Source organism: bacterium (assembly GCA_026708055.1).
Lineage (GTDB): Bacteria > Actinomycetota > Acidimicrobiia > Acidimicrobiales > CATQHL01 > VXNF01.
The window spans coordinates 56,622-71,197 of record JAPOVS010000039.1 but is presented as its reverse complement, the minus strand read 5'-3'; the positions used below and the strand labels follow the sequence as shown (position 1 = coordinate 71,197).

Annotated in this window: 16 protein-coding genes; 3 read left to right on the top strand and 13 right to left on the bottom strand. The window is 70.9% G+C overall.

Annotation, left to right across the window (positions count from 1 at the left end):
* Positions 1-68 precede the first annotated feature (68 nt).
* Both OXG55_07975 and OXG55_07970 read right to left on the bottom strand, forming a co-directional pair.
* Complete coding sequence (locus OXG55_07975) at positions 69-833, bottom strand: DivIVA domain-containing protein (GenBank protein ID MCY4103179.1); 765 nt, start codon at positions 831-833, stop codon at positions 69-71.
* A gap of 123 nt (positions 834-956) precedes the next feature.
* Entirely contained in the window at positions 957-2,042 is a 1,086-nt protein-coding gene (locus OXG55_07970; protein MCY4103178.1) for a PDZ domain-containing protein, read from the bottom strand.
* A gap of 147 nt (positions 2,043-2,189) precedes the next feature.
* On the opposite strand from OXG55_07970, the gene OXG55_07965 reads away from it, so the two are divergent.
* A complete protein-coding gene (locus OXG55_07965) occupies positions 2,190-2,546 on the top strand; it encodes a hypothetical protein (GenBank protein MCY4103177.1) in 357 nt (118 codons plus the stop codon).
* 46 nt (positions 2,547-2,592) lie between these two features.
* Entirely contained in the window at positions 2,593-3,279 is a 687-nt protein-coding gene (locus OXG55_07960; GenBank protein ID MCY4103176.1) for a HEAT repeat domain-containing protein, read from the top strand.
* On the opposite strand, the gene OXG55_07955 is transcribed toward OXG55_07960, so the two are convergent.
* The 4 genes from OXG55_07955 to OXG55_07940 are packed head-to-tail and all read right to left on the bottom strand — an operon-like array spanning position 3,239 to position 6,130.
* Entirely contained in the window at positions 3,239-4,249 is a 1,011-nt protein-coding gene (locus OXG55_07955) for a rod shape-determining protein (protein MCY4103175.1), read from the bottom strand. The two genes, OXG55_07960 and OXG55_07955, sit on opposite strands and share 41 nt — an antisense overlap.
* Before the next feature lie 6 nt (positions 4,250-4,255).
* Positions 4,256-4,435 (bottom strand): hypothetical protein, encoded by a 180-nt coding sequence (locus tag OXG55_07950; GenBank protein MCY4103174.1) that lies wholly within the window; start codon positions 4,433-4,435, stop codon positions 4,256-4,258.
* Between the two features lie 21 nt (positions 4,436-4,456).
* Positions 4,457-4,963 carry a molybdenum cofactor biosynthesis protein MoaE gene (locus OXG55_07945; protein ID MCY4103173.1) on the bottom strand — a complete coding sequence of 169 codons (507 nt, stop codon included), beginning with the start codon at positions 4,961-4,963 and terminating at the stop codon, positions 4,457-4,459.
* 51 nt (positions 4,964-5,014) lie between these two features.
* Positions 5,015-6,130, bottom strand: coding sequence for an NAD-dependent epimerase/dehydratase family protein (locus OXG55_07940; protein ID MCY4103172.1), 1,116 nt, complete (start codon positions 6,128-6,130; stop codon positions 5,015-5,017).
* Between the two features lie 47 nt (positions 6,131-6,177).
* On the opposite strand from OXG55_07940, the gene OXG55_07935 reads away from it, so the two are divergent.
* The gene (locus OXG55_07935) at positions 6,178-7,449 is read left to right on the top strand and encodes a zinc-dependent metalloprotease (GenBank protein ID MCY4103171.1); all 1,272 of its coding nucleotides are present in this window, start codon (positions 6,178-6,180) and stop codon (positions 7,447-7,449) included.
* Here the strand turns inward: OXG55_07935 and OXG55_07930 are convergent.
* From OXG55_07930 to pstA, 7 genes are all read right to left on the bottom strand, one after another.
* On the bottom strand, positions 7,392-8,792 hold the full coding sequence (locus OXG55_07930; protein ID MCY4103170.1) for a hypothetical protein: 1,401 nt from the start codon (positions 8,790-8,792) through the stop codon (positions 7,392-7,394). The genes OXG55_07935 and OXG55_07930 overlap by 58 nt on opposite strands.
* Positions 8,793-8,802: 10 nt before the next feature.
* Entirely contained in the window at positions 8,803-9,546 is a 744-nt protein-coding gene (locus tag OXG55_07925; GenBank protein ID MCY4103169.1) for a response regulator transcription factor, read from the bottom strand.
* On the bottom strand, positions 9,543-10,961 hold the full coding sequence (locus tag OXG55_07920; GenBank protein MCY4103168.1) for an ATP-binding protein: 1,419 nt from the start codon (positions 10,959-10,961) through the stop codon (positions 9,543-9,545). The genes OXG55_07925 and OXG55_07920 overlap by 4 nt, the downstream gene beginning before the upstream one ends.
* Before the next feature lie 67 nt (positions 10,962-11,028).
* Positions 11,029-11,880 carry a 5'/3'-nucleotidase SurE gene (gene surE / locus OXG55_07915; GenBank protein ID MCY4103167.1) on the bottom strand — a complete coding sequence of 284 codons (852 nt, stop codon included), beginning with the start codon at positions 11,878-11,880 and terminating at the stop codon, positions 11,029-11,031.
* 3 nt (positions 11,881-11,883) lie between these two features.
* A complete protein-coding gene (gene phoU, locus OXG55_07910; GenBank protein MCY4103166.1) occupies positions 11,884-12,603 on the bottom strand; it encodes a phosphate signaling complex protein PhoU in 720 nt (239 codons plus the stop codon).
* A gap of 67 nt (positions 12,604-12,670) precedes the next feature.
* Positions 12,671-13,570, bottom strand: a complete 900-nt coding sequence (gene pstB, locus OXG55_07905) for a phosphate ABC transporter ATP-binding protein PstB (GenBank protein ID MCY4103165.1) — start codon at positions 13,568-13,570, stop codon at positions 12,671-12,673.
* A 49-nt stretch (positions 13,571-13,619) separates the two neighbouring features.
* Positions 13,620-14,576, bottom strand: coding sequence for a phosphate ABC transporter permease PstA (gene pstA, locus OXG55_07900; protein MCY4103164.1), 957 nt, complete (start codon positions 14,574-14,576; stop codon positions 13,620-13,622).

Sequence of the window (14,576 nt, the reverse complement as noted above, 5' to 3'; positions counted from 1 at the left end):
GTCGGCGGCACCGCGGCGGCGGCCGGCGCCCTCAACGCGCAGCGGACCGAGCCGGCCGGTGCGCGGCCTTAGGAGTCCGTCTGAGCCTGGTCGTCGCCCGGCTGGGCCTCGGAGCGCTCGGCGCGCAAGCGGGCGAAGAGCTCACCCACCTCGAGAGCCTCCACGACGTCGCCGTCGGGCGTCGTCGCTCCGGCATCCGGATCCGCCGCCGGTGGCTCGGGCGCCTCCTCCGGCGACCGCTGTCCGGCCGCGGCCGCCGAAGCCGCACCCACTGTGGCGAATCCGGCCAGGCGCGCCGCCTCCAATTCGGCGCGCCATTCCTCGGCACTACGCGGCGATTCGGAGGTGACTTTCTGCTCGGCGAGGTCACCGGCTGATCGAGCGGCTTGCAACGAGCCGTCGAGGCGCCGCGACTGCTCGGCCAGTTCGTCGGCCACCTCGACCAGATCGGCGCGCAGGCGGTCCCGGCCGGCACGCAGTCGCATCACCTCGCCGTTCAACTCGCGTCGACGCCGGTCCAGGTCGGCCAGCACCTGGTCGCGCCAGGCTTCCGCAGCGATCGCCTCCAGCAGCGCCTCGGCGTTCGACGGCTCGGCGTTCGACGGCTCGGCGTTCGACGGCTCGGCCTCCTCCGCGGTCATCGCCGTACGCGCCGCCAGCCGTTCGAGCCGGGTCATGCGTTCGAACACCGCCGCCAACTCGGCGGCCACCGTCGTCAGGAACGATCGCACCTCGGCACGGTCGTAGCCCTTCCGGGCCGCGGCGAATTCGCGCCCCGCCACCGCATCGGGGCTGAGCTCCGGATGCGCCGGGTCCGGCTCGCCGGAACTCACGACGCGCACCCTGGGTCCTGCACCGTTGGCATCTGCACTGTTGGCATCTGCACCGTTGGTATCTGCACCGTTGGTAATCGTACGGCGTGCGGCAGCGGCATCCGGGCAACGGGGACGATGCCTTCAGCCTTGCGGCGGGGTCCAGTTCGGCGCCACCACCTCCAGAGCCTCGGACATGGAGGAGACCTCCACGATCTCGAGAGCCTCGGAGGCCGCCGCAGCCGCCTCCTCGTACTGTCCCTCCGGTACCAGCATCAGCCCGAAGTTCCGGCTCTCCACCGCCCGGACCTTCTGGGCAATGCCGCCGACGGTCCCGACCGAGCCGTCCGGCGAGATCGTCCCGGTCACCGCCACGGGCCGCCCTTCGGTCAGTTCGTCCGGAGAGAGCAGGTCCACGACCGACAGGGCGAATGCCAGACCCGCCGACGGGCCGGCGATGTTGCCGGTGGCGAAGTCGACGTCCACCCCCAACTCGCCCACGTCGTTGGCCAGGATCACCCCCAGCAGCGGACGCTCGTCCTCGAGCGAGGTGCGGCCGGCCGGATCGATGCATTCATCGGCGCTGGAGCCCAGCCGGATGTCCACCAGCACGCTGTCGGTCTCGCCTTGCGGGCGGAGCCCGAACTCGACCAGCTCGCCCACCGAGCGGCTGCGAACCGCCGCCGAGACCTCGCCGGACTCCGTCACCGGTTCCCCGCCGACCGACGTGATCACGTCACCGACGGAGATGTGCTCGGCCGCCGGCATGCAGGGGATCAACCCGCTCACGACGACCTGCGAGTCGGGCACGTCGTAGCCCAACTCGACCAGCGCCACATACACCGAGACGTCCTGGGACCGGGTCATCAGCCGGGCGTCGGTGTTGCGACGCTCCTGGGGCGTCAAGCCCCGGTTGAAGACGTCCTCGTGCTGGAGCGCGGCGGAGCCGTCGAGATAGGCGACGACCCACTGCCACAGCGACTCGGTCGGGTGCGCCGAGATTGTCACGAAGCCGATGAGGCTCATGGGGTCGAAGGTGGTCTCGCTCTCGGAGGAGACGGCGCCGGTGGCCGAGTACACATCGCCCGGGTACAGGGCGTAGTACGGGGCCGAGACGAACGTCAGAACCAGCAGCGCGGCGGTGACGACGGCCCCGACGGCGGCAATCCAGATCGAGCGACGCGGGTTGCGCCGGCAGATGCGCCAGAACCCCACGACAAGACCGCGCACGCCGCCCCTGCGGAGCGCGGCGAGGCCGGAGCGGAGAGACCGGCGGGGAGGGCGCCGACCCCCGGCGGCGATCTTGGCCGCGACTGCCGTCAGCGGTCGCACAGATTCGCCACCCGATGCCGGAATCCGCGCAGCAGGGTCGCTAGCGTGAACTCGACTGTGTTCGCCTCGGCCACCGCACACCTCGCCACCACCGGACCTGTGGGCTCGTCCTCCACGCTAGAGGGCGCGCCTGCGAGCCAGCGCCCGGACTCTGCCGCGCCCGCCGCCTCCGGACCGGACGGCAACCGCCGCCGCCCGGGCAGCGCGACCTCGCTCCGGCGAGACCCGTTCCGCCGCCAACGCGCCCGTTACGGACCCGGCGCCGGATTCCGCTGGTGGCACAGGCTCGGAGCCGCCGCGGCGCTGCTGGTCCTCATCGGCGTCCTCGGCGTCCTGCTGGCCGCACTGGTGGGTTTCCTCGTCTTCGTCGGCGGGGTCGCGCTGGAGGCGGTCATCGGATGAGCCGGGCCCACGGCGCTTCGTGCGCCGGCGCCGCGCCGCCTTGCCGATGACCGCCGAGAGGCGACCGCCCGACGGCGAATCGCTCCGGCGCCGCCGAGCCGTTGCGCTCAGCGGGTTCGGCAACGACGAGAGCACGGCGCGGCCGGGGCTCGCCGACTCGAGCCCGAGGGTGCGCTGCGCCGCGCTGGCCGCGCTGGCCCGTGGCGGCAACCTGGCGGCTGCCGATCTCCTCGGTGCGCTCGGGGACCCTTCGCCGGAGGTTCGCGCCGGCGCCGCGGAATTGGCCGCCGGCCGCGGCGACATCGATCTCAGCGGCGTGCTCGGCGACAGCGACGCGCGAGTGGTCGAGGCGGCGGCCTGGGCATGCGGCGAGCACCCCGCAGCCGACTCCGGCGTGGTGTCGCAGCTGGGTGAGATCGCCACGAGCCACCCCGACGCGCTGTGCAGGGAGACGGCGGTCGCCGCGCTCGGGGCGATCGGCGACGGGGCGGGGCTCGCCGCGGTGCTCGCCGCAACCGGGGACCGGGCCACGGTGCGCCGCCGCGCCGTCCTGGCGCTGGCCGCCTTCTCCGGCCCCGAGGTGGAGGAGGCGCTGGAGCGGGCCGCCGGGGATCGTGACTGGCAGGTCCGCCAAGCGGCGGAAGACCTTCGCCAGCCGATCTTCGTCGGCTCGGCAGAGGGCCTCCGCCGGTTCAGTCCCCGTCGGAGAAGTCCACGAACATCCCCCGCATGAGGTCGAGCGCCGCAAGGGAGCGGCCCGCGCCGCGCACCACGCACTCCAGGGGATAGTCCACCCGCCGCACCGGCACGCCGGCCTCATTGGCGATCCGCTGGTCGATACCACTGAGCAGTCCCCCACCACCGGTGAGGAACAGGCCCCGGCGGGCGATGTCGTTGGCCAACTCCGGCGGCGTGTTGGACACGCAGTTCAGGATCGAGTTGAGGATCGCCCGCAGCGGACCGGCGATCGCCTCGCGGATCTCGCCGGAGTTCAGCGTGAGCACCTCGGGCGCACTCACGGACACACGGCGACCGTGCACCTGCATCTCGCGATCCTGGCCGACGTCGAGCGCGGAGCCGATCGTGATCTTGATCTTCTCCGCTGTCTGCTCGCCGACAGCAATGTCGTAGGCCTCCCGAAGGTACTTCTGCACGGCGTCGTCCACCGCGAACGAGCCGACACGCTCCGCCTCGAGGGCGACCACCCCGCCGAGCGAGATGAGCCCGGACTCGGTCGTCCCGCCGCCGATGTCCACGATCAGGTTGCCGACGGACTTGTCGATCGGCAGGTTGGCGCCGAGAGCCGCGGCGATGGGCTGCTCCATCAGCAGCACGTTGCCGGCGCCGGCGCGGCGGGCCGCCAGCTTGACGGCGCGCATCTCCACGAGCGTGAGCGCCGACGGCACGCAGATCACCACACGCGGCCGGTTGAACCGGTTCACTCCGATCTGGTGGAAGATCGCCCGCATCATCTGCTCGGTCATGTCGAAGTCGGTGATGGCCCCGTTGCGCAGCGGGCGATGAGCCACGATGTAACTCGGGGTCCGGCCGATCATGCGCCACGCCTCCTCACCCATGGCGAGGACCTCGCCGGTCTGGCGATGGACGGCGATGACCGTCGGCTGGCGGTAGACGATGTCGTTCCCCATGGAGTAAACCAGCGTGTTCGCCGTCCCCAGATCGATCGCGAGGCTGCGGGCCATGACGGACTAGCGGCGCCGGCGGCCGCGGCCGCTGCTCCCCGAGGGTGGCCGGAGCGCCGACATCTCGGCGTCGAAGCGGTCGACGCTCGAGGTGAACGTCGTGCGGTCCCGGTGCCGCAGCCAGATCACGAGGAATCCGACGACGCACACACCGACCGCCACGAACAGGAAGATCACACCAGCCACGCGTTGTCTCTCCGAGCCTCCCTAGAGCGGGTTCTCAACCCGCTGCACGTACTCCTCGATCTCCGACAGGTGCTGGGCCTCTCTCCCCCAGCTCTCGCCCCCTGCCCAGCGCTCCAGCTTCCAGATCGGGACGGTGGCTTTCAACGCGTCGATGCAGAACCTGGCCGCGCTGAACGCCTCGTGCCTGTGCGGCGCCGAGGCCACGACGACAACCGCCGCATCTCCGACCCTCAGCGTGCCGGTGCGGTGCAGCAGCGCCAGCCGGCCGACGTCGGGCCACTGTTCACGCGCCTGGTGCGCCACCGCCGCCAAGCGGCCCTCAGCCTCGGCCTCGTAGGCCTCGTAGGTCAACTCGTAGACCTTCCGACGATCAGGAGAGTTGTCCCTGGCGTTCCCGGAGAACATCACCACGGCGCCGCAGTGCGGACGGTTGGCCCACGCCACCGCCGCCTCGAGGGGCAATTGCTCCGCGCAAAGACCGATCCACGTGTCTCCCTGTGGTGAATGCTCAGCCTGTGGTGACTGCACGTATCAAGGATAATTCCCGCCGGGCCTGTATCGATTCATCCGGCGGGACATTCAGGGCACAGGCGGCCGGGCGGCACGGCGCGCCCGGGTCATCGCCCCTATCGCGATCCCCAGACCGACCGCCACGAGGGCGACGAGCACAGCCAGTGATCTCCGCTGCATCACCGAGGATGTCGTGATCGCCCAGGGCTTGGCATGGTGCGAGTCGACGTAACACTCTTCGTTGCTGTGCCGGGGCGTCCAACCGGCCGCCCGCAGGCGCTCGTTCGACACGACCCAGGGGAACCGGGTGTAAGGGACCACCCCGGGCGGTGTCGGCGCCAGGCGCCAGCGCCAGCGGAAGCGCGCCAGCCAGGACGCCACCTGCGGCGGCACCCGCAGCCAGGGCACCATGCCGCTCAGCCGCCTCATGCGGGTCGCCGAGACGTAGCCGTCCGGGGCCACGTTGTAGGCGCCCGCGAGATCGCCGAGCACCGCCAACTCCACCGCCGCCGCCAAGTCGTCGAGATGCAGGAACTGCACCGGCGGGTCGTCGTCGCCGGCCGCCACAGTCACCGCCGCGCGCAGGGTACGGGCCGCCCAACTGCTCTCGCCGGCGGCCACGGCGGTCACCGGCCGGAGCACGACGAGGCGCACGTCGGGATTGTCGGCGTGCCACTCGGCGGCGAGCCGTTCCACCTCCGCCTTGTGCGCCGCGAACGAGAAGCCCGGGTTCGGCCGCAGCAGCGCCTCCTCGGACAACGGAACCGGGTTGTCGGGCCAGGCGCCGTAGACCATCGCGCTGGACATCAGGACGACGCCGGAGACCTGTGCCCGGGGCACCGCGGCCAGCAGGCGCCGCACCATCTCGATGTCCAGACTCGCCGACTCCAGCCCGTCGCGACGCGGATCGAACGCCGACACGAGGTGGGCGACGACGTCGACACCCTGCAACATCGCCACCACGTCGCCGGTTCGGAGATCCCCCCGGCGGAGTTCGGCACCGAGTTGCGACTGCAGCGGTTGCGAGTCCACACCGACAACCTGAACCTCGCCGGTGCGGGACGCCAGCCGTGCCGCCAGCCGCGAACCGATGGATCCGGCGACCCCGGTGATCGCCACGACGAGCGGGCGGCCGGGGTCCGCCGCGCCGGTGCGGGTATCGAAGCTGTCGGGAGGGCGGTTCATCTCGGAACCCCAAGGTAACGGCCACCTCCCCCATCTACGATGCAGGCATGTCCCCGGCCGACGATCCTTTCGACGAGGACCCCGCCGACTGGGGCGGGGAGGGAGACCCCCTCGGAGCCTGGCCACTCCTGGGGGACCTGACCAGGCTGCTCCGGTCCCCCGCCGTCAGCCGCCAGGCCGCCGACCAACTGGCGGTGGCGGTTGCCTCCGACGGCGGGCGCGAGCCGAATGCCTCTCCCGCGGACCGCGCCGCCTTCAGCGACCTGGCCGGCATTGCCCAGCTGGCGGCCGAGGCGGCCACCGGGCTGCCGATTACCGTCGATCATCGACCGGTCGAGATCGCCGTGGTGAATCGCAGCGGCTGGGCGCATCACACGCTGCGTGATTGGCGACCGCACTTCCAGCAGTTGCAGGAAGGGCTGAACGCGGCACATGGCGCCGCAGCGGATCCCGACTCCCCCAGCGATCGCCCCGAAGCGATGCTGCGGCGGCTCATGGAGCCGTTGGCGCCGCTGCTGGCGGACATGACAGCGGGGTCGCTGACCGGCCGGCTGGCGCGCGTCGCCCTCGGTTCCTACGACGTGATCCTTCCCCGCGTGCGCAGCGACCGGCTACTGCTGGTCGAGCCGAACATCAGCGCGTTCGCCGAGGCCTGGAGCCTGCCGCGGGACGACACGTGCCTCTGGGTCTGCGTGCACTCCCTCATCGCCAACGCGGTGCTCAGCGTCCCGTCGGTGCACCAGCGGCTGACCGACCTCCTCGAGCGTCACGCGCAGGGCTTCGAGATCGACCCCGGCGGGATCGTCGAGTCGTTGCAGGAGCGGCTCGGCGACCTGGACCCCGAGCGGGCCATGGCCGAGATGCCCGCCCTGCTCTCCAGCCCCGAGATGTTGCTGGGGGCAACACGCTCGGAGAACCAGGAGACGGTCGCGGGACACCTGGAGGATCTCCTCTCGGTCCTGGTTGGCTACGTGGACGCCACCACCGAGCGGGCCTGCGAGCAACTGCTGGGCGCCCGGAGTCCCGTGCGGGAGGCCTTCAGGCGACGCCGTTTCACGCCGCCCGCCGAGGCCCGCCAGGTGGCCCGACTCCTGGGCGTCGACGTGGGCCCGGAGGCCTCAGGGCGTGGCGCGCGGTTCGTGGAGGGCGTCACCGAGCGAGCCGGCACCGAGGGCGTCGGCCGACTCTGGCAGTCCGCCGAGAACTGGCCGACGCCGAACGAGATCGACGCCCCGGGACTGTGGCTGGCTCGTCTGGAGGTCTACGAGGGCCCCGGGGATTCGGGTCCGGGCGGTGGTCGGCCCGATCCCGGCGGCTGAGGAGATCCGCCTTCCCGCCGAGGCCTTCGGGCCGCCTTGCGAGGCCGGCGCCCCGGCAAGTGACGTGGCATGTGGCGCGGCAAGTGGCGCGGCAAGTGGCGCGGCAGGCTGGGTGGCGGCTGCCCCCGCCGGACATTCTTGGCCCCCACGAGGTGCAGCACGACCGCAGCCGCCAGCGCCAGGGTGATCAGGATGAAGCCGAGCCGGAGTGACATGGGGATCACCGCCAGAGCCGAGCCGACCACCCAGGAAAGCTGGAACCGGGTCTCGAACCGTCCGAAGCTCCGGCCGTAGTCGGCGTTCGGCGCGTCGCGCTGCACGACGGAGTCGAAGGCCACCTTGCCGGCCGAGGCGGCCAGGCCGACCACGAGCGCCACGACGATCGCTCCCTTCAGACCCCCGTCCCAGACCGCCAGCAGGCACACCAGCGCGGGCACCAGAAGCATGATCTGCAGGATCGATTCCTCGCGCGCCCCCGAGCGCAGCCGGGCGGCCACCGCCGAGCCGCTCAGCACCCCGATCATGGCGAAGGCCCCGACGAGGTAGACCTGCCAGAGGGCGTCGTCACGGAGCCCGAAGGCCACCAGGAACGTCATGAACCCCAGCACACCGCGCAGCACGGCCGTGCCGGAGGCGGCCAGGCGGATGCCGAACCCCCGGATCTCGCTGCCGGCGTCGCCGGAGGCTCGGGAGGCGCCGGGCTCGACGGCGGCACGCGGCAACTTCAGAGACAGCACGCACGACCCCAGGAAGACCGCGGTGGCCACCCCCATGACCCAGTCCGATCCGGCGTAGCGCTGGATCAGCCAGGCCGGGACGCCGCCGACCAGGCCCGCCACACCGCTGAGGACCGCCAGCCGGGAGTTGCGGTTCACCAATTCGGTCTCGCTGCGCGCCGTGGCGGGGACGACCGACGCCTTCGCCACCGCGTAGCCCTTGCCGAGAACCAGGGCGGCGAAGGCCAGCGGGAACAGCAGCCCCGAGTCGAGATTGCCGATCATGAAGAAGACCGTCATGGTGCGACCGGCGTTGAGCAGCACGATGAGCAGGCGCCGTCCGCCGGGCGCCCGGTCGACCGCCGGCCCGATGAGGGGCGCCACGACCGCGAACGGCGTCAGCGTCAGGAAGAGATACATGAGCACCCGGGACCGGGCGGCGCCGGGATCCACGGAGAAGAAGAGCGAGTCGGCGAGCGCCACCGCGATCATGGCGTCCCCCGCCGCGGACAGCGCGTGGACGCGGGCCAGGCGCATGAAGTTGGTGACCCGGCGCGACCCGGCGCCGTCCGGTGAGCGCGGGTAGCGCGGCTCTCGAACCGGACTCCAGCCGCCGGCGCCGGACATGGCCCTCCTTCTAGGATTCTCCCTTCCCGGCTGGGGAAGCGACGGGTTCAGAGTACTTGTAGCCCACTCCCCGCACGGTGACGATGTGCTGCGGGTTGGAGGGCTCCACCTCGATCTTGCGCCGCAGCCGGCGGATGTGCGCGTCCAGCGTCTTGGTGTCGCCCACGTAGTCCGCACCCCAGACCTCGTCGATGAGATCGTCACGGCTCACGACGCGTCCCGCGTTGGCCATCAGCGTGCGCAACAGATCGAACTCCTTCAATGGCAGGCGAACCATCTCGCCCCGGACCCAGACCTCGTGGCCCTCCGAATCGATCGACACGTCGCCGATCTCGAGGGGCCGTCCGGGATCCGCCTCGGCGAGCCCTGACTGCGCGGCTTGAAGCTGCGCGCGCCGCAGCGCCGCACGCATCCGGGCAACCAGCTCGCGGAACCTGTAGGGCTTCGGGACGTAGTCGTCGGCACCCACCTCCAGGCCCACGACCGTGTCGATCTCGTCGCCCTTCGCCGAGACCATCACGATCGGGACGTTGGAGATGCTGCGAATCTCACGGCAGACGTCCAACCCCGACAGCCGGGGAAGCATGACGTCGAGAAGAACGAGGTCGGGCTCGCACGCCCTGAAACGGTCCAGCGCCTCGCGACCGTCACGTGCGATGTCCAGAGCGAATCCCTCGCGGCGCAGACCCGCGCTGAGCGCCTCGACGAAGGACGGCTCGTCCTCGACCACCAACACTCGAGGGGAACCGTTCACGGCTCGCTCCCGCCCACCCGGGACCTGGTTGCGGGCGCGCCATCCGGCTCAGCGAGCGGCGACTCCGCAAGGGAAGGGGTCTGTCGCACGGCGTCCCCGTCCTCGGGGACACGCGGCAATCGCAAGGTGAACGTACTGCCCTCGCCCTCCATGGACTGCACCGTCACGACGCCGCGATGGTTGATCGCGACGTGCCGGACGATGGCCAATCCGAGGCCGATCCCGCCGGAGGCCGACGTCCGCGAGCGGTCGACCCGGTAGAAGCGTTCGAAGACCCGGGGCAGGTCTCCCTGGGGGATCCCGACACCCATGTCCTGAACGGATAGTTCGGCGGCGTCGTCCAGGCGGCGGATCCGCACATTCACCGATGTCCCCGCGTCGGAGTACTTGAGCGAGTTGTCGAGCAGATTGTGGACAGCCGAGGCGATCTGGCGCCTGTCTGCCCGGACCAGAACCGGCTCGGCAGGCGCGGCGACGCCGACGGCGATGCCGCATTGCTCGGCCGCGTTGGCGAGTCGCTCGACGACGGCACTCACGATGTCCTGCAAGGCCATGACGCTGCGCTCACCGTCGGCGTCGCGCTCGACGCGGCTGAGTTCGGCGAGATCGTCGATGGCGCGCGTCATCCTGTCCGCCTCGGACACCATCCGCGAGGCGAGCCCCACGACGGTTGCCCGGTCCTCGACACCCAGCGTCACCTCGCCGGCCGACCCGGCGCTGTCGGCCAACAGATCCCCGAGCGTCTCGGCCAGGAGGCTGATCGCGCCGACGGGGGTGCGCAGCTCATGGCTGATGTTCGAGACGAAGTCACGGCGCATGGTCTCGAGCCGCTCCCGCTCAGTGACGTCCTCGATGAGCGCCAGTCCCCCCTCGGCCATCGGCGACGCGCTGAGCCGGAGGATGCGCTCGGGCGGACCGTAGAGGCGGACCTCCTCGGTGACCGTCATCCCCTCGCAGGCCTGACCGAGGACGCGGCTCAGAGCGGCCTCGATCAGCGCATGGCCGTGCCGGGTCGAGACCGCCGGATGCACGGTGTCGTCGCGGAAGACGATCCGGCCATCGGCATCGGAGATCACCACGCCCTCGGTCATCCGGGACACGACCTCACCGAGGCGTTGCATCCACTCGGCCCGAACGTCCCCGGACCGTTCCAGGGAACGCAGCCGGTCGCCCACGGCTTCGATCGCAGCGCAGACGTCGGCGGTGCCGGTGGTGCGGAGCGGGTCGGCCTCGGTGGACTCCACGAGGCCCCCCAGGCTGCCCTCGGGCCCCTCGGTGGTCCGGCCGTTGCCGCCTCGAGCGTCCAGGAGCTGTTCCATCGAGTGCCGCGCGCGGCGGAAACGAACCGCCATGGCCCCGAGTACGACCACCGCGACGGCCAGCGCCGGCCCGAGGACCGCGACCGCCGCAGTCATCGCGGCTCGGTCCTCTCCGGGCCGGGCACCCAGATCGCGCTCGCCCCGAGGACCGCGACCGCCGCAGTCATCGCTGCGACTCCGCGGCGGGCGCCGCGTCGCTCCGGTCGCCGTCACCCACCCCCTGCCCGAGGGGCCCGACGAGCGCCAGTTTGCCGGCCCACTCGCCGCTGGGGATCTGCTCGGCCAGCCCTCCCAGGCCCGTCAACGTGACCCAGCCGCCGGCCACGAGCGCCCGATCCGAATCCCTCGGTGCAGCCGCCGGGTCGGTGGACCTGTGGTCGGTGAGCACCCGGAACCCCTCGCCGTCGGCCGTCTCCTCAATGCCGACAATCGCACTCCGGATGGCGCCGACGGGTGCCAACGTCGCCCAGCGCACACCGCGCAGCTCGTCGTGGGGGGTATTGGGAACGTTCACATTCAGTGTCCGCAGGTCATCGGCATCCATTAACCAACCGGACAGGTCGAGCGCGACGGCTGCCGCGGTCTCCCAATGCACCTCGCCGTCAGCCCATGCGGTGCTGACGGCGAGCCCTTTCGCCCCCCAGGCAGCGGCGGTGATGGCGGCGCCCACCGTTCCCGAATGCAGCGCGGAGCGCCCGACATTGAACCCGTGGTTGATGCCGGACAGCACCAGATCCGGGGGCGGCCCGACCGCGCCGAGGCAGCCCAGGATGGCGCACGCCGCCGGTGTCGCCGCCGCGGCGTGGGCGGGCACGCCGTTCAGCGTCGGGATCGTCCACGGACGAACCTCGATGGGATGGTGCAGCGCCAGCGAACCCATGGAGGCGCCGGAACCGCTCATCTCCTGCCGCGGCGCCAGCACGAAGGTGTCATGGCCGGCTGCGACGGCGCGCCGCGCCAGCGCCGCCAGGCCCGGAGCGCCTATGCCGTCGTCGTTGGTGACCAGGACCCGCATCGTCTACTCGACCGGAGGCTCGGCGCCGAGGTCCGGCGCCTGATCGGCCGGCACCTCCTCCGACTGGCCGGGCCTCCAACCGTCCACCATGTAGCGGACCCGCTCGCCGATATTGACGGCGTGGTCACCGATCCGCTCGTAGTAGCGGGCGATCAGGGCGAGTTGCACCCCCGACATCAGATCGCCCATCTCCCGGCCCTCCTCGCCCACGATCAGGGCGAGGCACTGATGGTTCAGCCGGTCCAGGCGGTCGTCGATGTCGTCGAGGGCGGCGGCGAGGCCCGAGTTGCCGTCGGCGAAGGCATCCACGGCGAACCGCATCAGCCGCGTGGCCTCCTCGCTCATCTGGGTGATGAGACCGCGCAGGCGCGGACCGAAGTCGATGCCGTACACCCGCCGCATGGCCTTGGCGATGTTCTCCACCAGGTCACCCGAGCGTTCCAACTCGTGATTGATCGTCATGGCGGCCAGGATCGTGCGCAGATCACCGGCCATGGGCTGCTGCAGCGCCAGGAGCTGCTGGCAGTGGTGCTCGAGCGCCAGGGAGGCAGCGTCGAGGATGTTGTCCGCGTCGATGATCTCCTGTGCCGCCGCCAGGTCGCTCGAGAGCAGGGCCTCGGTGCAGCGCGGGATCGACTCGATGACGAGACCGGCCATGCGGATCAACTCGACCCGGACCTCCTCGAGCTCGTCCACGAAGGGTTTGCGGAGACTCTCGACCATTGCGGCACCTCCTGGCGTGCTGGCCGACCGTTCGGTCGTCGAGCAGTCGGACCTCGAGCGGACCGCTTCAGCCGAAGCGGCCGGTCACGTAGTTCTCCGTGCGCTCGTCGGACGGGTTGGAGAAGATCTTCTCGGTATTGTCGAACTCCACGAGCAGCCCGTAGCGGGAGTTCGATTCGGCGTCCACGTCGGCGGTGAAGAACGCGGTGCGGTCCGAGATGCGGGCCGCCTGCTGCATGTTGTGGGTCACGATGATGATCGTGTACTCCTCCTTGAGGTTGTGCATGAGCTCCTCGATGTGCGCCGTGGAGATCGGGTCCAGAGCCGAGCAGGGCTCGTCCATGAGCAGCACGTCGGGGCTCGTGGCGATCGCCCGGGCGATGCAGAGGCGCTGCTGCTGGCCGCCGGAGAGGCCCATGGCGGAGTCCTTGAGGCGGTCCTTCACCTCGTCGAACAGGGCCGCCCGGCGCAGCGAGGCCTCCACGACCTCGGGGAACTCGCTCTTGGGGACCGAGCCGGCGATGCGCGGCCCGTACGCCACGTTGTCGAAGACGGACTTCGGGAAAGGGTTCGGCTTCTGGAACACCATGCCGACGCGGCGGCGCACCTCGACGGGGTCTACCCGCTGGTCGTAGAGGTCGACCCCCCGGAACAGCAGCGTCCCGGTGGCCCGTGCCCCCTCGATGAGGTCGTTCATGCGGTTGAAGCAGCGCAGCACCGTCGTCTTGCCGCATCCCGAGGGGCCGATGATGGCGGTGATCTCGCGCTCGCTGATGTCCATTGTCACGTCGCGTACGGCCCGGTTGGGACCGTAGTAGCAGTTCAGGTCCTCGACGCGGAAGACGACGTCGGGCGGGAACGCCTCTCCCGCCGCTGCCGCGGCGACCCCCGGCGGGGCCTCGGAGGCCCGGGGCACTGCACCGTCGCCGTTCATCGCAACCTCCGCTGCGTCTGTCATTGTGGCCATTGGTTCACACCCTCGGTCCTCGGACTTTTGATTCTCGAGATTCTCGCACTCATCTCTTCTTCTCGAAGTGGTTCCGCAGGAGGATCGCGGCCGAGTTCAGGAGCAGCACCACTACCAGCATTACCACGATCGCGGCCGCCGCGGCAGGAGCGAACCCGCGGTCCCGGCCGGATTCCTGCACCCATTCGGTGATGATGATCGGCAGGGCCGTGAACCGTTCCTGCAGTTGCGAGACGTCCACCAGCCCCGACTGCCCGCCGAGGAAACCGGTGACGGCGCCCACGAGGATCAGCGGCGCGGCCTCGCCGATGGCCCGCGAGAGTGACAGCAGGGTGCCGGTGAGGATCCCGGGCGCCGCGTACGGCAGGACCTGCGTGCGGATGACCTCCCAGCGGGTGGCGCCGGCCCCGTAACCCGCCTCACGGAGGGACTGCGGCACGGCGCGGATCGCTTCGGCGGAGGTGATGATGACGATCGGCAACACGAGCACGGCGAGGGTGATCCCGGCCGCGGTGACCGACTGTCCCCCGGTGAGGTCCTTGAGGCCCCGCACGAAGATGGCGAGTCCCAGCAGGCCGTAGACGACGGACGGCACGCCCGCCAGATTGCGGATGTTCAGGTCGATGAAGCTCGTGAGCCGAGACTTCGGGGCGTACTCCTCGAGGTAGACAGCGGCGCCGATCCCCAGCGGGAACGCCAGGACGATCACGAAGACCGCGATCCAGAGCGAGCCCCGGATGCCCTGGAACACGCCCAGTTCCGGATCCCCCGACTGCGAGCGCAGCCCCCCCGCGAGGAAGTCCCCGAGCCGCCCGTCGAGGATCGACCAGCCGTCGGTGACCGTGTCGACGAGCAGGATCGCCAGGACCAGCAGCGCCACGAGCAGCGCGATCTGCAGCAGGACCCGGAACACGCCGCCGCGGACGTCACGCGAGCGCCGGTAGACCTCCGATGTCACCACCCTGCGGGTCTTGTCGTCGAAGACGCGTCCGAGTCGCACGGCCAC

Excerpts from the sequence above, each read along its gene's own strand:
- OXG55_07960 (MCY4103176.1), top strand. The coding sequence starts at position 2,593 with ATGACCGCCGAGAGGCGACCGCCCGACGGCGAATCGCTCCGGCGCCGC.
- OXG55_07955 (MCY4103175.1), bottom strand. The coding sequence starts at position 4,249 with ATGGCCCGCAGCCTCGCGATCGATCTGGGGACGGCGAACACGCTGGTT.
- OXG55_07940 (MCY4103172.1), bottom strand. The coding sequence starts at position 6,130 with ATGAACCGCCCTCCCGACAGCTTCGATACCCGCACCGGCGCGGCGGAC.
- OXG55_07935 (MCY4103171.1), top strand. The coding sequence starts at position 6,178 with ATGTCCCCGGCCGACGATCCTTTCGACGAGGACCCCGCCGACTGGGGC.
- OXG55_07930 (MCY4103170.1), bottom strand. The coding sequence starts at position 8,792 with ATGTCCGGCGCCGGCGGCTGGAGTCCGGTTCGAGAGCCGCGCTACCCG.
- OXG55_07920 (MCY4103168.1), bottom strand. The coding sequence starts at position 10,961 with ATGACTGCGGCGGTCGCGGTCCTCGGGCCGGCGCTGGCCGTCGCGGTG.
- surE (MCY4103167.1), bottom strand. The coding sequence starts at position 11,880 with ATGCGGGTCCTGGTCACCAACGACGACGGCATAGGCGCTCCGGGCCTG.
- phoU (MCY4103166.1), bottom strand. The coding sequence starts at position 12,603 with ATGGTCGAGAGTCTCCGCAAACCCTTCGTGGACGAGCTCGAGGAGGTC.
- pstB (MCY4103165.1), bottom strand. The coding sequence starts at position 13,570 with ATGGCCACAATGACAGACGCAGCGGAGGTTGCGATGAACGGCGACGGT.